Source organism: Kitasatospora sp. NPDC004669 (genome assembly GCF_040609455.1).
Classification (GTDB): Bacteria; Actinomycetota; Actinomycetes; order Streptomycetales; family Streptomycetaceae; genus Kitasatospora.
In genome coordinates, this window is the sequence record NZ_JBEXKB010000115.1 from 1 (window position 1) to 17,852 (window position 17,852).

Sequence of the window (17,852 nt, forward strand, 5' to 3'; positions counted from 1 at the left end):
TGTGGGGTGTCCCGGGGGCCCCCCCCCCGGGGGCGGGGGGGCCCCCCCCCGGGTTGGTGGGGGGGGCCGGCGGCAGCGGCGGAGACCGGGATCCCGGTCTCCGCCGCTGCGCCGCCCTCGGGGCGTGGCCGGTGCTCAGTCGTGCGGGACGATCGCCACCGGTGCGTGCGCGTGGTGGAGCACCGCATGGGCGACCGGGCCGAGTCGCATCCCGATGTGGTGGGGGCGGCGGCGCCGTCCCACCACGACGAGGCACGCGTCGGAGCTGATCTCCACCACGGAGGAGGCTCCGCTGCCGATCCGGCAGTCCTCGACCACGACGACGTCGGGGTACTTCGCCCGCCAGCCGGTCAGGGCGTTGCCCAGCAGTTCGGCCTCGATGGCGGCGAACTGCCCGGCCTCGATCTGCGGGCTGACCCAACCCGCGTAACCCCAGGCCGGGGGCGGGGTCCAGCCGTGGACGGCGCGCAGTACCGCTCCGCGGCGTACCGCCTCGCGGAAGGCGAAGTCGATCACGGCCTCGGCGGGGTCGCGGGTGTCGACGCCGAGGACCACCTCGGCCCCGTCGGGCGCGGCGGGGCGCTCGGAGTCGTCGGCGCGGACCAGCACGAGGGGCACGTCGCACCGGCCGGCGAGGGCGAGGCCGAAGGAGCCGACCATGAGCCCCTCGAACCCGCCGATCCCTCGCGATCCGACGACGAGCATCTCCGACTTCGTCGCGGCCTCGGCGAGTACCTCGACGGGGTCGCCGCCACCGACCAGTTCGGCTCTGATCTCCAGGCCGTGCTGGATCCCCCGGATCTCCTCCTTCGCGTCGGAGACCATGCGCGTGGTCAGCGCGCGTACGTCGGCGGGCTGGGAAGGGTCGGCGTGGATGTCGTCCAGCCAGGTCTGGGCATGGACCAGGCGCAGCGGCACCCCGCGGCGGACGGCCTCGTCGGCTGCCCAACGGGCGCCCGCGGCGCTCTCGGGCGAGCCGTCGATGCCGGCAAGCAGGTACGAGGACATCGGTTCCTCTTCAGATCGGTGTTGGCTTGGCAGTGAGTCGCCGAACAGTGTCGGACGGCCCCGGGCAGTCTGCCCAGGGCCGTCCGACGCAGGTCGACGGGGCCGAACGTCCCGAGCCGGCCGCACGCTGCCCGGTGGCCGCGGAGCCGGGAGCGGACGGACCGGTGCTTCCCGGCCACGCGGTCCCGTCCGGGCCCGTGTGTCCGGTGGGGTGAGAACCCCGGCTCAGCCGAGCGCGGTACGCAAGGCCGCGAGGGCGGCGGTGGGGTCGGTCAGGGCATGGTGGACGGGTGGCGTCGGCAGGTCGAGGCCGAGCAGGCGGTGGACGGCGTGCATGGCGCCGCGCACCGAGTACTCGACGGTGAAGACGACGTCCTCGGGGATCTCGACATACTGGCCGAGGAAGGCGAAGTTCCGTGCGCCGTGGGGGATCACCAGGGGCCGGTCGCGGACCTCGCGCCGGGCGAACTGGCTGGTGATGTAGGGCATCATCACCGTGGTGACGGTCGTGGTGGCGCGGACCTCGTCGGCGATGTCGTCGAAGCCGAGCAGGCCGAGGAGCTCGGTGAGGATTTCCCGCCCGGTGCCCTCGGACATGGCCTTGCCGGTGTACTCGCCCGGGGCGTCCATGAACAGGCCGTATCCCCAGAGGGTGAACACGTCCTCGGGCTGGCCGGCGAAGTGCGGCGGACGGGGGACGACGATCGACATCAGCCAGGGCGAGTCCTTGAAGGTCATCAGCGCGCCGGTGCCCGGGGCGTTGCCGCTGAACTCCTCGATCCGCTGGAGCAGCGCGGGGCTGCGCATGGTCAGCGTGAAGGACTCCCACGCCGCTTCGGCGATGTTGCCGTTGAAGACGGCGGGCCGGCCGAAGTCCGGCGCCTTGCGGGACAGGGTCTCCCAGAGCGCCCAAGTGCCGTCCCGCTTGTCCCGGACCAGCTCCGGCACGGTGTCGTCGCCACCGTGGGCGGCGTCGGCGGTCATCGAACCGAGCGTGATCAACGTGAGGTGCTGCCACAGCTCCTGGCGCAGCACCGGGTCGAGTCCGACCGTCGGCTCGTCCAGTACCAGCAGTTCGGGCGTCCCAAGCAGAGCCGCCGCCAGGGAAACCCTCGCTCGCTGGCCTCCGGAGAGCCGCCCGACCAGGTCATGTTCCCGGCCACGGAGCCCGACCTGCTCCAGAACGCGCGAAGGGTCGCTGCGCGGGGCGCCCAGTACCTGAGCGAAGTAGCGCAGGTTCTGGGCGATGCTCAGGTCCGCGTAGACGGACGGTGCCTGCGTGACGTAGCCGACCCGTTCGCGCAGTCCCCGGCTTCCGGCGTCCGCGCCGAGGACCCGGACCACGCCGGCCTCGGTCTTCTGAACACCCACGATGGTGCGCAGCAGTGTGGTCTTGCCGCATCCGCTCGGTCCCAGCAGACCGGTGACCGAGCCGCGCGCCACGTGCAGGTCCAGTCCGTGAAGCACCACTCGGCCTCCGCGGGAGACGCGCAGCCCCGTGACCTCGACGGCATGCCCGCTCGTCGCGTCGTGTCCTGTGGTCGAGCCGCTTCCGGGGGCTGTGTCAGGCTGTCCATTCCTGTTCTGCTCCAAGTCGTGGGCGTGTCGCGGGCGCTCCCGTCGCCTTCCGTCCCGGTCGGCTGCCGCCGGGTGTGAAGGCCGGATCACCATGACATCCAGCCGTGGCCTGCCCCAGGGGCCGATGGTCCCTGGGGCAGGCCACGGCAGTGCCGGTGCCCCGCAAGGCCGAAGGGGTGTTTCGCTCCGTCAACGCCGGCGACCCGGCGCGGCCCGGTCTCCAGCGGGTCGCGCACTCCCCGGCGGACCACTTCGTGGTCGTCGAGCATGCGACGTAGCCGGAATCCTGATGGTCCCCCGCTGTCAGTTGCGGTGCATGGTGTGCAGGGCCTGGGCCAGGACCTGCGGATCGTGGTGGCCCTTGTGGACGGCCGGGGGCTGCTTCTCCAGGCCGAGCAGCTGCGCGACGGCGGTCCACGCGGTGCGGACGCTGTACTCGACGGTGAAGACGACGTCGTCGGGGACCTCGGCGTACTGGCCGATGAAGGCGAGGTTGGTGGAGCCCTCCGGCACCACCTGGGGCCGGTCGCCATGGCTCCGAACGAGGAACTGGCTGGTGATGTACGGCATCAGGCACGGGATGACGGTAGACGTCCCGGCGACCCGCTCCGCGGTGGGGGCGTCCACCGCGAGGTGTCCGAGGACCTCCTGGAGGATCTCCGCGCCGGTGCACTCGCGCATCGGCTTCTTGACGAAGTCGCCCGGCTTGTCGGGGAAGAGGCCGTAGCCCCACCAGACCGAGACGTCGTCGGGCTGCTGCTGGTAGACCGGCTGGCGGTTGACCACGAGGGTGAGCAACCAGGGGGAGTCGGTGAGGGTGAGCAGGCCGCCGCGGCCGGTGGCGCGGCCGGTGAACTTCTCCATCCAGTCGAGGAACGCCGGGTCCTTGGCGGTGACGGTGAAGGACTCCCAGGTGGAGTCGTTGATGCTGTGGTCGAAGACGGCCGGGTGGCCGAAGTCCTCGCGGCCGCGGGCGATGCGGTGCCACAGCAGGAAGGATTCGGGGCTGCGGTTGGTGTTCGGGCCCTCGGGGGCGGTGGTGTGCGTGCCGAGGGTGGAGTCGGCGGTCATCGAGCCGTTGGTGACGAACACCAGGTCCTCGGGGGCGACCGGAAGGTCAGCGTGCGGGCCGGCGAAGGCGATGCGCTCGACCGTGGTGCCCTCGGCGCCCGGACCGGTCCGGAAGGCCAGGTCGGCGACCCGGTGGCCGGTGTGGATGCGGACTCCGCGCTCCAGCAGCCAGGCGGTGAGCGGGCGGACGATCGAGTCGTACTGGTTGTACCGGGTCCGGTGGATCCCGGACATCGTCTGGAACTCCGGGAACAGGTGGACGAAGCGCTTGAGGTAGCGGCGGAACTCGATCGCGCTGTGCCAGGGTTCGAACGCGAACGTGGTGCACCACATGTACCAGAAGTCGGTGGTGAAGAAGTCGTCCGCGAAGCAGTCGGTGATCCGCTTGCCGTCCAGCATGCGCTCGGGCGTGGCCAGGCACTTCACCAGTTCCAGGCGGTGGCGCTCGGAGAAGCCCATGGAGTGCCCGTCCACGATCACACCGCCCTTGCGGACCAGTCTGGCCGCGTCGTCCCAGGGCGACTCCTCGTGGGAGTCGAGGATGTCCTGGGCGGCCGACTTCGACGGGTCGTCCAGCGACGGGATGCCGGACAGCAGGTCGTAGGTGCAGCGGAACTGCGCCTCGAACATCCGCCCGCCGCGCATCGTGTACCCGGTCTCCGGGGTGCCGCCCGCGTCGAGGCTCCCGCCGATCTCGTCCTGCGCCTCGAAGACGTGGATGTCACCCCCGTCGAATCCCCCGTCCCGGATGAGGAACGCCGCCGCGGAAAGGGCGGCGATGCCGCCGCCGACCAGATACGCCTGTGCCATCGAAAACTCCTCAAGTCTGCTGCGCCGAAGCCCTGTGTGTCCGTCCGACCGAGCGGCCCCCGCGGCGAAGCGCCGACCGGGACCGGACCCCTCGGACGGGGTGCGGACGCCAGCCTGCTCCTCGTCATCGAGCGTGGTCTGTGGGCCATTGGTCACAAGAGGGCGGCACGACGGTCCCGGTCGTGCGGCCTTCGGTCCCGGCCGTGCTCGGAGGTGATCCCGCGACCGGGCCGGCGAGGGGCCCGGACACGCGCGTCCCGCGACCGACCGAGCGCACCACCGCTCCCGGCCACGCGGCTACGGGGCTTGTGGACTCCCACCGGTGGCACATCCGCCCGCCCGCCGCCGCAGCCGTGTCCGCAGGTGGGCGGAAGGTCCCGGCAGCATGGTCCCCTCCGGCCCTTCGCCGCACCGAGCCGGTCGCCCGATCGTGGAGACAACCGCAAACGAGAAGGAGAGCACCGTGACTGAGCAGACCGACAAGCAGCGGCGGATCGTGGTCGGCGTGGACGGCTCGCCGTCCTCCATCGACGCGCTGCGCTGGGCCGTGGACCAGGCCCGTGTGCGGGGCGCCGTCATCGAGGCCGTGACCGCCTGGCGGTACCCGGTGGCCACCGACTGGACCGTACCCGTCGTGGCCGACGAGAACCTCGCCGACAGCGCGCGCAAGGTGCTCGACGAGGCCATCGCCGAGGCGACCGGCGCCGAGCACCGGGGCGGGATCCTCGCCCGGGTGATGGAGGGCGGCGCCGTGTCGTGCCTGCTCGACGCGGCTCGGGGCGCCGAACTCTTGGTCGTCGGCAGCCGGGGCCACGGCGGCTTCACCGGCGCCCTGCTGGGGTCCGTCAGCCAGCACTGCGTCCAGCACGCGCCCTGCCCCGTGGTCGTGGTCCGCCACCCCAACAACTGAGCCCGCGAACCCCGTACCCCACCGCACCACCCAGCCAACGCCACCGGAAAGGAGAAAGCCGACCATGCGACACCGGATCGTGGGAGAGCTGATGACCCACGCCGTCGTGCACGTACGGCCCGACACCGGCTTCAAGGAGGTCGCCCGGCTGCTCGCCGAGCACGACATCACCTCCGTACCCGTCCTGGACCAGGAGGACCGTCCGGTCGGACTGGTCTCCGAGGCCGGCCTGCTGCTCAACGAAGCCGCCCAGGAAGACCCCGCCGGACTGCTGCTCGCCCCGGACCTGCCGCCGCGCGACCGCGCCCGCAGCCGAGCCGTCACCGCCGAGGGCCTGATGACCAGCCCGGCCGTCTGCGCCCGGCCCGAATGGACCGTGGTCGAAGCCGCCCGGGTGATGCAGCGCGACAAACTCAAGCGGCTCCCCGTCGTGGACGAGGCCGGGCGTCTGGTCGGCATCGTCAGCCGCAGCGACCTGCTGCGCGTCTTTCTGCGGCAGGACCGGGCGATCCGCGAGGAACTCCGCGGGGACGTCCTGGAGCGCACGCTGGGGCTCTCCCCGGGCACCGTCGACGTCCAGGTGCACGAAGGCCGGGTCACCCTGACCGGCACGGTCGAGCATCGTGCCCTGGTGTCGGTGGTGGAGCGGCTGTGCCGGGGTGTGGACGGCGTCGTGGACGTGACCAGCCACCTCGACCACCGCACGGACGCCACCACGGTCCTGCACCCGGTCCGCTGACCGAGCGCACACCGATCGGAGCCGTGTGCCCCTACGGGAACCCGGCTCCGATCGGTGGCAATCCACTGCTCCCGTCGATGCCGGACGGCATCGTTGGACCACGGGAATATGACGCCCGTCACGGTGTGACCCGGTGTCTGGACCGTGCGTGCCGGAAGGATCTCGAACCGATGCGGCAGTCCAGTCCAGTGCAGCGGACGCGGCCGGTGTCGGCGAGCAGGCAGAGATCGGGCGAATGGGGCCGTGGGGGCCGTATGTGGACACTCGGTCGCGCCCGCATCCGGCTGGAAGGCGGACGAGGGTGGACGCGTCGTGCTCGCCTGTCGCCTGGTACCGACCGGGCACTCACATGGCTCGGACGGTCCGGCGCGTCCGGTTCAGGGCACTCCGGTCCGGCGCTCCTGCCGGTGCGGCGGGAGGCCGGGCAGGAGGAGGTGCGGCCCGCCGGACGGCGCTGGGCGCTCGACCGGACCCGTCCAGCGAACCGGCTGCCGACCGGCGAACGCGGCGACCAGGTCGCAGGCCGTGACCAGGCCCGCCAGACGCCCGTGTTCGTCGGCCACGACAAGTGCGTCGACGCCGGTCAGGCTGAGGACGACCGCCGCGCGGTGCAGCGTGTCGCCGGGGTGGACCTGAGCGGGGCGGTGGCCCTGGATCAGCTCGCGGACGGTCGTGCGCGACAGGGTGGTGGTCGGAGCGGCGCAGGCGACCGCGAGGTCGGCCCGATCCAGCAGGCCCGTGCAGCGGCCGTCGGAGCGCACGACCGGGAGGTGCCGGTACCCGGAGCGTTCCAGCAGTTCCCATGCGATCAGCACGCTCTCGTCCTCGGTGACGGCGTACAGCGCGGTGCACATCAGCTCGGCCACTGTCCGCGCGCCGGAGGGCGTCTTCGCGTGGGCCTGAGGATTCATGGGCATCTCCATCCCTTGTGACGGCACCCGGCGAGCCGGTGCCGCCGGCAGGTCACCGTTTCCTCCTCCGCCGCCATGGTCCTCCGCGCCGGGCTTCCGGTGACTTTTGCTCGGGCGGCTCGAACAGGCCGCCGCCCCTGCCGAAGCCAGGCATCCCCATCCCGCCGAACAGGTCGCCGAGATCCAGCCCGGCCAGCAGGTCGTCGACGGACGCCCTGCTCGATTAGCATGGGGCTGTACTTCTGGATCCGCTCTGCCTTGCGCTGGCCCTGCGGGGAGTTCTTCCGCTCCTGGTACACCTCGGCGAGCCGGGCCTTCGCTTTGTCCTGCGTGGCGAAGCCGGACTCCTCCGCCTGCTTCCCGGCCGCGTTGCGGTACCGGATCTTGTACTCGTGGGGGCAGCAGGTCCAACGAGATTCGGGATGTTCGCAGTCTTTTTTGAAGAAGCTGCCCATGCCGCGGGGGAGGCGGTTGGTCGCCGTGGTTGATCTCGCTCCAGGGTTTCATGCTGACGGTTTGCTGACCCCGGATGGTCGATCAGGCCCCTGAGCTGCGACGAAACGCTAGTTGCATGATATGTCGAGGACTTCGATCAGGATGGCTGTCCGCCGTACAGGGAGACTGCCCGCCAGCACCACTGACGGACAGTCACGAAATCCGGCCGGCCTTGGGGAAGACCCCTCGCCGTGCTCCCTGTCCTACCCCTTCTTCCTCTCGCCGGCCTTCTCGTCTTCCCAACCGTGTTTCCGGCCGCTGACCACTTGATACGGCCGCATCATCTCGTTGTCCTCGTGACCGAGGACGTGGCAGTGCCAGACGTACTGGCCGACCGTCGGATCGAAGGGGAACAGGTTGACCCCGGGCTTGGAGCGGTGCACGGGGACGCCGGTCGGAGCGAAACGCACGATGACCGTGGTCACCTGATGGGGGAACACCTTGACGGTGTCCTTCCATCCCGATTCGCCCGGGTCCGGTGGCATCGGACGGTCCTGGAGGAAGGGACTGATCGCCGGGTTCCCTCCGACCGCCCCGTCGGCGTTCGGCTTCCTGTATGACAGTGGCGGACCGTAGCCCGGACAGAAGTCGACGTCGGAGGGCTTGCAGGAACTCGGGAAGGACCCGTCCCAGGCCTTCATGTACTTCTCGTAGTCGATGTTCTGGCGGCTGACGATCTGGAACTGCACCAGGTGCGTGTGGATCGGGTGGTAGGCGGTCGGCACGTCTTCGGCGTTGATGAACTGCCACAGCTCGGTCGATCCCACCTCCGGCAGCTCGCTGACGCCGTCCTTCGGGAACTCCCGCTTGATGCTGGCGGACTCACGCCCGTCGTAGAGCGTGTTGTTGAGGTACTGCTCGATGTTTCCCCCTCTCGGCTGCGTGCTGGCGGTGTTGAGTTCGTTGAGCACGAACTGCCTGACCTTGTCGATCTTGGCGCGCGGCCTGCCGTCCGGGCCGGTCAGGTGGACCATGGGTACCGGGCGGGCGCAGACGCACTCCTCCGGGACGGAGCGAGCGGGATCGCAGCTCTCGTCGCGGCCCGTCAGGGGCTTGGTCACCTGGATCTGCATGATGTTCGGCAGGGGCGTGTCGAGCGTTCCCGTGTTGGTCACGGTGATCGTCTTTCCGGCCAGTTGTGTGAAGTCCACGATGATGTCGGCGCGCTCGCCGGGCATGAAGTCCAGGTCGCTGCACTCGGTCGTGGACGCGCCGCCCGCGCACGCCGTGCCGTTGACCGGCACGGGACGGTCCAGATAGGCGTCGTCGGCGCCGATCTGGTACACGGGAGCGCCCCCGAAGTGCAGGGCGAAGCGCCGCCCGTTGGCGCCGTTGAGGAGGCGGAAGCGGTAGCGCCTCGGCTCCACCTGGAAGTACGGCCAGGCCGCTCCGTTCACGGTCGCGACGTCTCCGAACTCGCGTACACCCCAGAAGGGATGGTAGTCCGGATTGGAGGGTGGGATGACGAGCAGCTGACTGTTGGTATCGAAGACACGGTCCTGCAGAGCCATCTCGATCTCGTAGGGACCGCTCGGGAGGCCCTTGGGCTCCTCTTTCGGATCCCTGAGGAAGTAGAAGCCCGCCAGTCCGCCGTAGACGTTGTTGCGGGTCGCCCCGAGGACGTGGTCGTGGAACCACAGCGTCCCGGGTTCCTGGGAGTTCTGGTAGGTGTAGACGGCCTTGCCCGGAGCGGGTTTGTCGTCGGAACAGTACTGCGACCCCTGCAACCCGTTCGGCGTGAACCACGTGTCCGGACCGCCGTCGTAGCAGGCACTGATCTCGGCGCCGTGCAGGTGCACGGTGGCGGGCTGCGGTCCCGTGTAGGCCTGACACACCGGATTGTCCGCGTTCTGCGGTTCATCACAGTTCATGGGCATTCCGGCGCCCGGCGTCTTCAACGGATTGGCCCAGTGAACGGTCTGATCGACCTTCATCAGGCCCTGCACCAGCCCGGGACCGTACGGATTCGACGGATTGAAACTCGGCAGCCTGTTCTCGTAGGTGACCCGCGCGGGAGTGTGCCTCTCGGCTTCGATCGTCACCGCCGGCCAATGCGCGGAACCCAGGACCCGCTTGCTCGTCGTGTCCGAGGTCTCATAGGCCCACACCCGGGTCTTGCCGAACGTCACCCCGAGGCCACAGGTGTCCTGCCGGCCCTGCGGAAGCACCTCCTGATCGGTCTCCGTCATGGTGACGGTGAGATCCCTGTGGGTCGCCGCGTCGACCCGAGGCGTGGACCCCGCCGGACCGAACACCGGCAGGGGAGTTGCGAACTGGGGGACGCATTCCCCCGGCAGCGGCGTCTGCGGGACCAGGGAACCGCCCACGCGCGGTGCTCCCAACGCCGGGGCGACCACCGCGATACTCGACAACACCGCCAGCACACCGACCGCCGCGGTACGCGCCCGCCTCCTCGCTCCGCCACCCGGTCGCGGAACCGACATCCTCAGCGCCACCACACCTCCCGAACACTGTCGTAAACCGCCTCATGGAGCAACCGGACCAAGCCAACTTGACCTGCCCGCCCGTCGACCTCGGCCATCGACACCTCGATGTCACCCGCTCGGGCGCCACCTGTCCGAAGGCTCCGAAGGCGCGCACGGCACGTCGGCATTCCGGTGCGGGGCGTACCGGTGGTCGCCACCACCACCGCAGACTTCCTGTGAGGCATCGGCCACCGGCTCGGCTCGCTACCATGTCCGTCCTGATCGGGCCAGCCACATCGCATCGGGCCCTCCGCCCACGCGGGGCCAGGATCCGCCATCCCTGTCAGTGTTCCGGCCGATGGGGCAGTGCTCGTTGGCGCAGTGCTCGCAGTGCTCGCCGTGTTCGCCGCGTTCGTCGTGCTGGATGGTGGTGGGGTCGGTGGCGGTGTGGGTGGTGGGGTCGCCGCCTCCGGTGACCGTGGCGGTGTTGGACACCTCGTGACGGGTGCGGCAGGAGACTCCGACCGTCAGTGTGATGTCCGGGTAGCTCTGGCCGGCGGACAGCGCGTCGCTGCGGGTGCAGGTCACGGCGCTCAGGTCGCAGGTCCAGCCGGGGCCGTTGATGTCGGCCGCGGTCAGCCCCGGCGGGAGCGTGTCGTGCATGGTCACCGTGGTGCCGTCGGTCGGCGCGTTCCCGTTGTTTCCTACGGTGATCGTGTACGTGCCGTGCTGACCTTGGGTGAAGTTCCCGGTGTGGGTTTTGCTGAGGGTCAGCGACGGAGGGGTGCCGCGGATGACGCGGTCGGTGGCGGTGTGGGTGGTGGGGTCGCCGCCTCCGGTGACCGTGGCGGTGTTGGTGAACGCGTGGGGGGCGGCCGGTGAGACGTTGACCTTCAGCGTGATGGGCGGGTAGCTGGATCCGCCGGCCAGCGCGTTGCTGCGGGTGCAGGTCACGGTGCCCAGGTCGCAGGTCCAGCCGGGGCCGTTGATGTCGGCCGCGGTCAGCCCCGGCGGGAGCGTGTCGTGCATGGTCACCGTGGTGCCGTCGGTCGGCGCGTTCCCGTTGTTTCCTACGGTGATCGTGTACGTGCCTCCCTGGCCCGGGTTGAAGTTCCCCGAGTGGGTCTTGCCGATCGTCAGCGACGGCGATGTCGGGGAGGGGTTGATGGTGGTGGGGTCGGTGGCGGTGGCGGTGGTGCTGCCGCCTCCGGCGGTGGCGGCGGCGTTGGTGACCTGTGCGGGGGCGGTGGGTGAGACGTCGACCGTCAGCGTGATGTCCGGGTAGTTCCGGCCGGCGGGCAGTGCGTCGCTGCGGGTGCAGGTCACCGTGCCCACATCACAGCCCCATCCCGAGCCGCTGATGCCGGCCGCGGTCAGTCCCGGCGGGAGCAGGTCTTCCACGATGACCGTGCTGCCGTCGGTGGGACCGGACCCGTTGTTGCCCACGGTGAGCGTGTAGGTGCCCTGCTGGCCCTGGTTGAAGTTCCCGGTGTGGTGCTTGCTGATCGTCAGCGACGGCGAGGTCGGGGAGGGGTTGATGACGGTGGGGTCGGTGGCGGTGTGGATGGTGGTGTCTCCGCCGCCGATGGTCGTCGCCGTGTTGGTGACCTGTGCGGGGGCGGTGGGTGAGACGTCGACCGTCAGCGTGATGTCCGGGTAGTTCTGGCCGCCCGCCAGGCGATCGCGACGGCTGCAGGTCATCCCCCCGGTCAGTGTGCAGTCCCATCCCGGGCCACTGGCGCTGACCGCGGTCAGCCCCGACGGGGGAACGTCGAACACGCTCACCTCGGTGCCGGTGGTCGACCCGGCTCCGATGGCATTGCCCACGGTGATCGTGTACGTGCCCTGCTGACCCTGCGTGAAGTTCCCCTCGTGGGTTTTGGCGATCGTCAAGAAGGGGCCGGTCGAGGGAGGCGAGTTGGTGAGCGCGAAGGAGGCCGGGGGGACGGAGAGTTCGCTGGGCAGGCTGGCGGTGAGGGCGTAGGAGCCCACTGTCCCGTTGGCGATGAAGCCGGAGGCGGTCGCCACGCCGTTCGCGTCGGTGATCTCGGTGACAGATCTCTGGGTGGCCCCGAAGGTCCCGGATGGGCCGGTGCTCGGCGCGGTGAAGGTCACCGGTGCCCCGGGCACGGGGTCGCCGCTGGTGTCGGTGACCGTGGCCTGGAAGGGAACGCGGAAGAGGGTCCCGATGCGGGTGGACTGCGGGGTTCCGGCGGTGGCGGTGACGGAGGAGACCATGCTGTAGTCGATGGTCACCCGGCCGTTGTTGTTGGCCGTGCCGACCGGGGACGCGGTGTAGCTGGTGGCGATACCCGATGGAGTGGCGAAGCTGCTGCCGCCCCCGGCGCCGCCCCCGGCGGCGTATGCCGCCAAGGTGGTTTCGGCGGGAATGTATTCGGCGGAACCCCCGCCACCACCGCCGCCGAAGTAACCACCGCCGCCGCCACCACCGCCCCTGCCGCCGATACAGAGCTCAGGAGAGAGATTCGGTGAGCCGCGGCCGCCGGCGCCTCCGGTGCCTACCGAGGCACCGGAGAAGCTGCTTCCCGTCCCGCCGGTTCCGGCGACGCAGAGCCGGTCAAGTCGGGTGAGGTTGCCGCCCGCACCTCCCGTGCCGGGGGACTGGGCGGGGGTACTGCCGCCCTTTCCGCCTCCCCCCGGGTTGGTGAGGAAGAGGGAGAAGGTATGGCCTTGGTCGCCATCGCCTGCGTTCAGCCCCCCGCCACCGCCGCGTCCCCCGGACGCGAATCCCGAGCCGTCGCCGGCACCGCCGCCACCGCCCGCGACGGCCAGCATCGCGCCGTTCGCGCTGACGCTGGATGCCCCACCTCCGCCCCCACCACTGTGACCACGGCCAGGCACGCTGGTTCCGCCCGACCCGCCGCCGTTGTACCCGCCTGCGGCAGTGCTGCCGCAGCCCTGGCCGCCGGCGCCCCCGACGTTCACGGTGTAGGTGGTCGCTGCCTTGGTGACCAGCGTGGTGACCACCCGCCCCCCGGTTCCCCCGGGCTGACCGAAGAAGATCGAACAGATATGCGGGTCGCCGCCGCCGGCGCCGTCCGCGGTGATTCTCGCCAGTGCCCCGGCCGGGACGGGGTAGGTCTCCGGGCGGTCGGCGAATTCGAAGGTGTGGCTCACTGCTGCCCGCACGCCACCGACGCGGGGGGCGGCCACCGGTGCGGCGACAGCCGGCGTCACCCCCGCGCCGGCCAGCAGCGCGCACACCGCCGCGCCCACCCCAACGCGCCACGCGCCCCGTCGTCGCCGGGACGCCGCCGGGCCGGCCGAGGCCGACACCGGCGGCGAGGCGGCCCTGTGAGGGAGCGTCAGTGGAGGGGCAAGGAGCCATGATCTGCGCCTGGGTGCCGTGTCCCTGCAGGGATCAACGCTTCTGCGAGCGTCATCGGTCATGGTGGAGGCACCTCTCCTCGTAGCGAAACCCGCTGCCCTCCACTTCGGAGCGGAGGGGCGACACGGCGCCAGGCGGCACCATCGGCGGTCACCGGGCAGCATAGAAGCGGCAATCTGTCAAATTCGGGAAATCCAGGTCGATTCCGGGCGCGTCGCAACGAGGACAGGCGCGGCGCGGCGCGGCACGGATGGCGGCTTCGCCCGTCCGCCACCCGGCACCGCGCGCTTCGTCGGCTTCGCACCCCAGCCGATCCGGTGGAGCGTCGAGCAGGGCCTCGGCACTCTGATGCCGCAACGGGGCCTGGTGGAGCGCGACGAGCGCCGCGCTCCACCGGGATGCCGGGCTCAGTGGAAGGCGTCGACGTGGCGTTCGCACCAGTCGCGGAAGGTCCTGGGGGCTGTTCCGGTGATGTTCTCGACGTCGTCGGTGACGAATCCGGCGCGACCGGCGCGGAGAAACTCGTGCAGGCGTTCGATGAGGTGCGCCTCCTCGGGCGGAGTTCCTCGCTGAATGGCAGCCTGGGCGAACTCGTGGGGAGTGACGTCCTCGAAGTCGATCGAACGCCCGGTCGCCTCGGCGATGATCTCGACCTGCTCGCGCGAGGTCAGGCCCTCCGGACCGGTGAGGAAGTACCCCTTCCCCACGTGACCGTCCTGGATGAGGGTGACCACGGCGACTCGTGCGATGTCTTCCGGGTCGATCACACCACGCCGGCCGTCACCGGTCGGGTCGACGACCTTGCCCGCACGGATGGAGTCCCGCCACCAGAGGGCGTTGGAGGCGAAGGTGTTGGGCCGCAGGTAGGTCACACCGAGGCCGGACTCGCGCAGGACCTGCTCGCGAGCCGCGACGTCGGCTCCCATGGGGTTCTCCTCCAGCGGCAGCAGGCGCGCGCCCACGGAGGAGAGCAGGACGACCTTCGGCACCGCCGCGTTTCGTGCGGCATCGATCACCGTCCTGGTCTGCTCGGTCCCGCCCCCGACCTGCATCAGGAAGATGGCCTCGACGCCCTGAACCGCCTTGGACACGCCGGCCGGGTCGTCGAGATCGCCGACGGCGAGCTCGATCCCCGCCGGGAGGCCGGCCGCCCGGGAGGGGTCGCGCACCAGTGCCCGGACGCTGTGGCCGTGTTCGTGCAGCTGCCGCGCGACGAGGCCGCCGACGTTGCCTGTTGCTCCAGTGACGAGAATCATCGAACATTCCCTCTTCGTGTGCTCAGCGGTGCTGAGGTGTAGTGCCCTGTCATCAGGGCCCGCAGGTGCGCCATCGCTCCGGCGACAACCACTGTGGCACCGCCGGAGCGCGACTGACTGGCCCAACCCGCCCCACCCAGCACACGAGTGCGACCGTCCTCCCATTCGATGCTCTGATCGCTGGTGAGGGTGGAGCGGGTGAGGAAGGTGAGGCCGCCGGCCTTGTCGCGGAAGACAACGGGGCGGTACTCGGGGTGGATTCCGGGCTTCATGGCGGGCTCCTATGCGCCGGAGTGAGTCGGTCAGCGCTCTTCGCGGAAGTCGACGTGCCGCTTGGCGGCCGGGTCGTACTTGCGCAGGACGAGGCGGTCGGGGTCGTTGCGGCGGTTCTTGCGGGTCACGTAGGTGTAGCCGGTGCCGGCGGTGGAGCGGAGCTTGATGATCGGGCGCAGTTCGTTGCGGGCCATGGCGTTCTCCTTCGGTGTGGCGGCGGCGGGTCGTCACTGTAGCAAAATGAAATCCATTTTCATGTAGGGTGGTCGTATCGACCGTACCGATCCACGTCAGGACGGAGCACAGATGTCCGCCCACTGCCAACTGACCGGCCGCAGGCCGGGCTTCGGCAACGCGATCTCCCACTCGCACCGCCGCACCCCCCGCCGCTTCGACCCCAACATCCAGCGCAAGCGCTACTGGCTGCCCAGCGAGGGCCGGTACGTCCGGCTCACGCTCAGCGCCAAGGGCATTCGCACCATCGACACGATCGGCGTCGAGGCCGCCGTCGCCCGCATCCGCGCCCGAGGGGAGAAGGTCTGATGGCCAAGCAGAGCAAGATCGCCAAGAACGAGCAGCGGCGCGCCGTCGTCGCCCGCTACGCCGCGCGCCGCGCCGAACTCAAGCGGCGCATCGCCCACCCCGGCACCACCCCCGCCGAGCGCGCCGCCGCCCAGGCCGAACTCGCCCGCCAGCCCCGGGACGCCAGCGCCACCCGGATCCGCAACCGCGACGCCGTCGACGGCCGCCCCCGCGGGTACCAGCGCGCCTTCGGCCTCTCCCGGATCAACCTGCGCACCATGGCCCACGCCGGGCAGCTCCCGGGTGTGCGCAAGTCGAGCTGGTGAGCCCGGTGCCCGAACACCTCAGGCTCCCCGTCGTCGTGGTCACCGGCCTGCACCGGGCCGAACGCCGCCGCGCCGTCCAGGAGTTGCTGGACGGCGCGGTCAACGGCGTGGTGCTCCACCACGACCTGCGCGACGCCGGGCGGAGCGCCGTCCACCGCGAACTGCGCGACACCGGCGGCGTGTACGACACCTCCGAAGTGCCGCTCACCAACGACTGCCCCTGCTGCGCGCTGCGCGAGGACCTGCTGCCCGAGCTGGTCGGCATCGCCGAGGCCGGGCAGCACGGCCTGGCGATCGTCGAGCTGTGGGGCGGCAGCGACCCGCACCCGGTGGTCGAGGTGATCGCCGGCGGCGAGGTGGACGGCCGCCCGATGGACGAGGTGATCGAGCTCGCCGGGGTGGTCGCCGCCGTCGACCCGGACCGGCTGCTCGGGGAGCTGTCGGTGCCCGACGACCTGGCCGAGCACGGCGAGCACACCGCCCCGGGCGACACCCGCACCCACGCCGAGGCGCTCGCCCACCAGATCGAGTACGCCACCACCATCGCCGTGGCCCGCGGTGGCGAGGCCGGGCTGTCGATGCTGCGTCAGCTGCACCCGAACGCACGGCGGGTGCTGCTCGGCACCGGCGAACTGCTGCGCGCGGCCCTGGGCGGCTTCGACGTCCCGGCGGCTCGCGACCGGGTCAATCCGGCGCTGGCGCTGCTGCCGCAGGAGCGCGACGAGGGGGGCGTGGCCACCCTGGTGTGGGAGCGGCGCCGTCCGCTGCACCCGGGGCGGTTGCACGACGCTCTGGAGCTGCTCGTTCCGGCTGCCCAGCGCAGCCGCGGCAGGTTCTGGCTGGCCAACCGTCCGGAACTGATGCTCGCCTGGGACGCCGCCGGGGCCAGCCTCGCGGTCGAGGAGTGCGGACCCTGGCTGGTCTCGCTGCCCGACGCCGCCTGGGACCTCTACCCGCCTTCCCGCCGGGCCGCCGTCGCCCTCGACTGGCACCCCGCCCACGGCGACCGTGTCCAGCAACTGGTCTTCATCGCCGAGGGGCTGGACACCCACGGGATCGTCGAACTGCTCGATTCCTGCCTGCTCACCGACGCCGAACTGATGGCGGGGGAGCAGGGCTGGAAGGCCTTTCCCGACGCCTTCGAGGACCTGCTCGAACCCGTTTCCTGACCAACCGACCGACCGGAAGAGGGAGCACCCGAGACGATGGCCAGACGCCACGCCAGCGGACCGTCCGCCCGTCCGCGCCCGAACCCGCTGATCGAAGCGGGTATCACGTACATCGACTACAAGGACACCAATCTCCTGCGGAAGTTCATCTCCGACCGCGGCAAGATACGCAGCCGTCGGGTCGCCCGGCTGACCGTCCAGCAGCAGCGCGCGATGGCCCGGGCGATCAAGAACGCCCGCGAGATGGCCCTCCTGCCGTACGCCTCCACCACCCGCTGAACCCCAACTCGTCCACGGGAACTCAGACATGGCCGTTCCGAAGCGCAAGACCTCCCGAAGCAACACCCGGCACCGCCGTTCGCAGTGGAAGGCCGCCGCCCCGCAGCTCGTGCCGATCACCGTCGACGGCCGCGAGCATCTCGTGCCGCGGAACCTGGTGAAGGCCTACGAACGGGGCCTGATCGCGCTGTGAGGCGCGGGCGCACGCATCGAGGGGTCGCAGCCCGTGGGGGGCCGCGACCCCTCGACCGTTTCACGGAGTCAGGAGGACTTTCCGGGAGGCCGGCCTCCGTCGGCGGCAGGTGCCAGTGGCGGGCAGCGGTCGAGTCGGGCGAGGATCCCTTCCCGGCCGGGGAGGCCCACTCCGACGCCTGCCCCGCGTAAGCCGCTACCGGTCCGACGGGGGTGTGTCCCGGTACGGGGCGCGTGGCTGGGGGACGGCGTGCTGTTCGGAGACGTCGATGCGCGGCGCGGCGGTGGCGTCCGGAGTGGGCTTCCAGGTGCCGGTGAGGTCCACCCAGCTGTCGGTGGCGGGGGCCGGATCGTCGGCGTGCACCAGGACGCGCAGGCGGCGGGCGTCCGCGGCGCAGCAGCTGACGACCAGCCGGTTGACGTACCACTCGCCGGGCTGGGCGCCGGGGGAGACGAAGCCGGTGAGACGGACCTTGCGGCCCTCCAGACTCCGCTCCGGGTCGCGACTGCGGCCGATGAACTCGGTGAGCGACATCGG

General features: G+C 70.8%; 16 protein-coding genes and 2 pseudogenes. 7 read left to right on the plus strand and 11 right to left on the minus strand.

Annotated elements, in window-relative coordinates:
• Positions 1-135 precede the first annotated feature (135 nt).
• The 4 genes and pseudogenes from ABZW30_RS43660 to ABZW30_RS43675 all read right to left on the minus strand — a co-directional run bounded on the left by ABZW30_RS43660 (position 136) and on the right by ABZW30_RS43675 (position 4,623).
• On the minus strand, positions 136-1,008 hold the full coding sequence (locus ABZW30_RS43660; protein WP_355676893.1) for a universal stress protein: 873 nt from the start codon (positions 1,006-1,008) through the stop codon (positions 136-138).
• 225 nt (positions 1,009-1,233) lie between these two features.
• Positions 1,234-2,043 carry an oleate hydratase gene (locus ABZW30_RS43665; RefSeq protein WP_355676908.1) on the minus strand — a complete coding sequence of 270 codons (810 nt, stop codon included), beginning with the start codon at positions 2,041-2,043 and terminating at the stop codon, positions 1,234-1,236.
• Positions 2,020-2,502: pseudogene (locus ABZW30_RS43670) on the minus strand (ABC transporter ATP-binding protein); the annotation flags it as partial. The gene ABZW30_RS43665 and the pseudogene ABZW30_RS43670, both read right to left, overlap by 24 nt.
• Positions 2,503-2,889: 387 nt before the next feature.
• Positions 2,890-4,623 carry an oleate hydratase gene (locus ABZW30_RS43675; RefSeq protein ID WP_355676894.1) on the minus strand — a complete coding sequence of 578 codons (1,734 nt, stop codon included), beginning with the start codon at positions 4,621-4,623 and terminating at the stop codon, positions 2,890-2,892.
• A gap of 307 nt (positions 4,624-4,930) precedes the next feature.
• Here ABZW30_RS43675 and ABZW30_RS43680 point away from each other — a divergent pair, with 307 nt between their 5' ends.
• The gene (locus tag ABZW30_RS43680) at positions 4,931-5,377 is read left to right on the plus strand and encodes a universal stress protein (RefSeq protein ID WP_355676895.1); all 447 of its coding nucleotides are present in this window, start codon (positions 4,931-4,933) and stop codon (positions 5,375-5,377) included.
• Between the two features lie 64 nt (positions 5,378-5,441).
• Positions 5,442-6,116 (plus strand): CBS domain-containing protein, encoded by a 675-nt coding sequence (locus tag ABZW30_RS43685; protein ID WP_355676896.1) that lies wholly within the window; start codon positions 5,442-5,444, stop codon positions 6,114-6,116.
• A 377-nt stretch (positions 6,117-6,493) separates the two neighbouring features.
• Here ABZW30_RS43685 and ABZW30_RS43690 read toward each other — a convergent pair whose 3' ends face one another.
• From ABZW30_RS43690 to rpmG, 6 genes are all read right to left on the minus strand, one after another.
• Positions 6,494-7,027, minus strand: a complete 534-nt coding sequence (locus tag ABZW30_RS43690; protein WP_355676897.1) for a CBS domain-containing protein — start codon at positions 7,025-7,027, stop codon at positions 6,494-6,496.
• Between the two features lie 698 nt (positions 7,028-7,725).
• The gene (locus ABZW30_RS43695; RefSeq protein WP_355676898.1) at positions 7,726-9,711 is read right to left on the minus strand and encodes a multicopper oxidase domain-containing protein; all 1,986 of its coding nucleotides are present in this window, start codon (positions 9,709-9,711) and stop codon (positions 7,726-7,728) included.
• A gap of 501 nt (positions 9,712-10,212) precedes the next feature.
• Positions 10,213-12,321 (minus strand): hypothetical protein, encoded by a 2,109-nt coding sequence (locus ABZW30_RS43700; RefSeq protein ID WP_355676899.1) that lies wholly within the window; start codon positions 12,319-12,321, stop codon positions 10,213-10,215.
• 1,383 nt (positions 12,322-13,704) lie between these two features.
• On the minus strand, positions 13,705-14,553 hold the full coding sequence (locus tag ABZW30_RS43705; protein ID WP_355676900.1) for an NAD(P)H-binding protein: 849 nt from the start codon (positions 14,551-14,553) through the stop codon (positions 13,705-13,707).
• Positions 14,550-14,825, minus strand: a complete 276-nt coding sequence (locus ABZW30_RS43710; protein ID WP_355676901.1) for a 50S ribosomal protein L31 — start codon at positions 14,823-14,825, stop codon at positions 14,550-14,552. Before ABZW30_RS43710 ends, ABZW30_RS43705 begins: the two co-directional genes overlap by 4 nt.
• 30 nt (positions 14,826-14,855) lie before the next feature.
• The gene (gene rpmG / locus ABZW30_RS43715) at positions 14,856-15,020 is read right to left on the minus strand and encodes a 50S ribosomal protein L33 (protein ID WP_355676902.1); all 165 of its coding nucleotides are present in this window, start codon (positions 15,018-15,020) and stop codon (positions 14,856-14,858) included.
• Positions 15,021-15,132: 112 nt separating this feature from the next.
• Between rpmG and rpmB the strand changes: the two genes are divergently transcribed.
• The 5 genes from rpmB to rpmF are packed head-to-tail and all read left to right on the plus strand — an operon-like array spanning position 15,133 to position 17,315.
• Positions 15,133-15,369: a 50S ribosomal protein L28 gene (gene rpmB, locus ABZW30_RS43720; RefSeq protein WP_355676903.1), complete on the plus strand. Its 237-nt coding sequence runs from the start codon at positions 15,133-15,135 to the stop codon at positions 15,367-15,369.
• The gene (rpsN, locus tag ABZW30_RS43725; protein WP_355676904.1) at positions 15,369-15,674 is read left to right on the plus strand and encodes a 30S ribosomal protein S14; all 306 of its coding nucleotides are present in this window, start codon (positions 15,369-15,371) and stop codon (positions 15,672-15,674) included. The genes rpmB and rpsN overlap by 1 nt, the downstream gene beginning before the upstream one ends.
• Before the next feature lie 5 nt (positions 15,675-15,679).
• Positions 15,680-16,843, plus strand: a complete 1,164-nt coding sequence (locus tag ABZW30_RS43730; protein WP_355676905.1) for a GTP-binding protein — start codon at positions 15,680-15,682, stop codon at positions 16,841-16,843.
• Between the two features lie 36 nt (positions 16,844-16,879).
• Positions 16,880-17,122: a 30S ribosomal protein S18 gene (gene rpsR, locus ABZW30_RS43735; protein WP_355676906.1), complete on the plus strand. Its 243-nt coding sequence runs from the start codon at positions 16,880-16,882 to the stop codon at positions 17,120-17,122.
• 28 nt (positions 17,123-17,150) lie between these two features.
• Complete coding sequence (gene rpmF, locus ABZW30_RS43740) at positions 17,151-17,315, plus strand: 50S ribosomal protein L32 (protein WP_355676907.1); 165 nt, start codon at positions 17,151-17,153, stop codon at positions 17,313-17,315.
• A 195-nt stretch (positions 17,316-17,510) separates the two neighbouring features.
• Here rpmF and ABZW30_RS43745 read toward each other — a convergent pair.
• Positions 17,511-17,852 (minus strand): annotated as a pseudogene (locus ABZW30_RS43745) (TIGR03943 family protein); the annotation flags it as partial.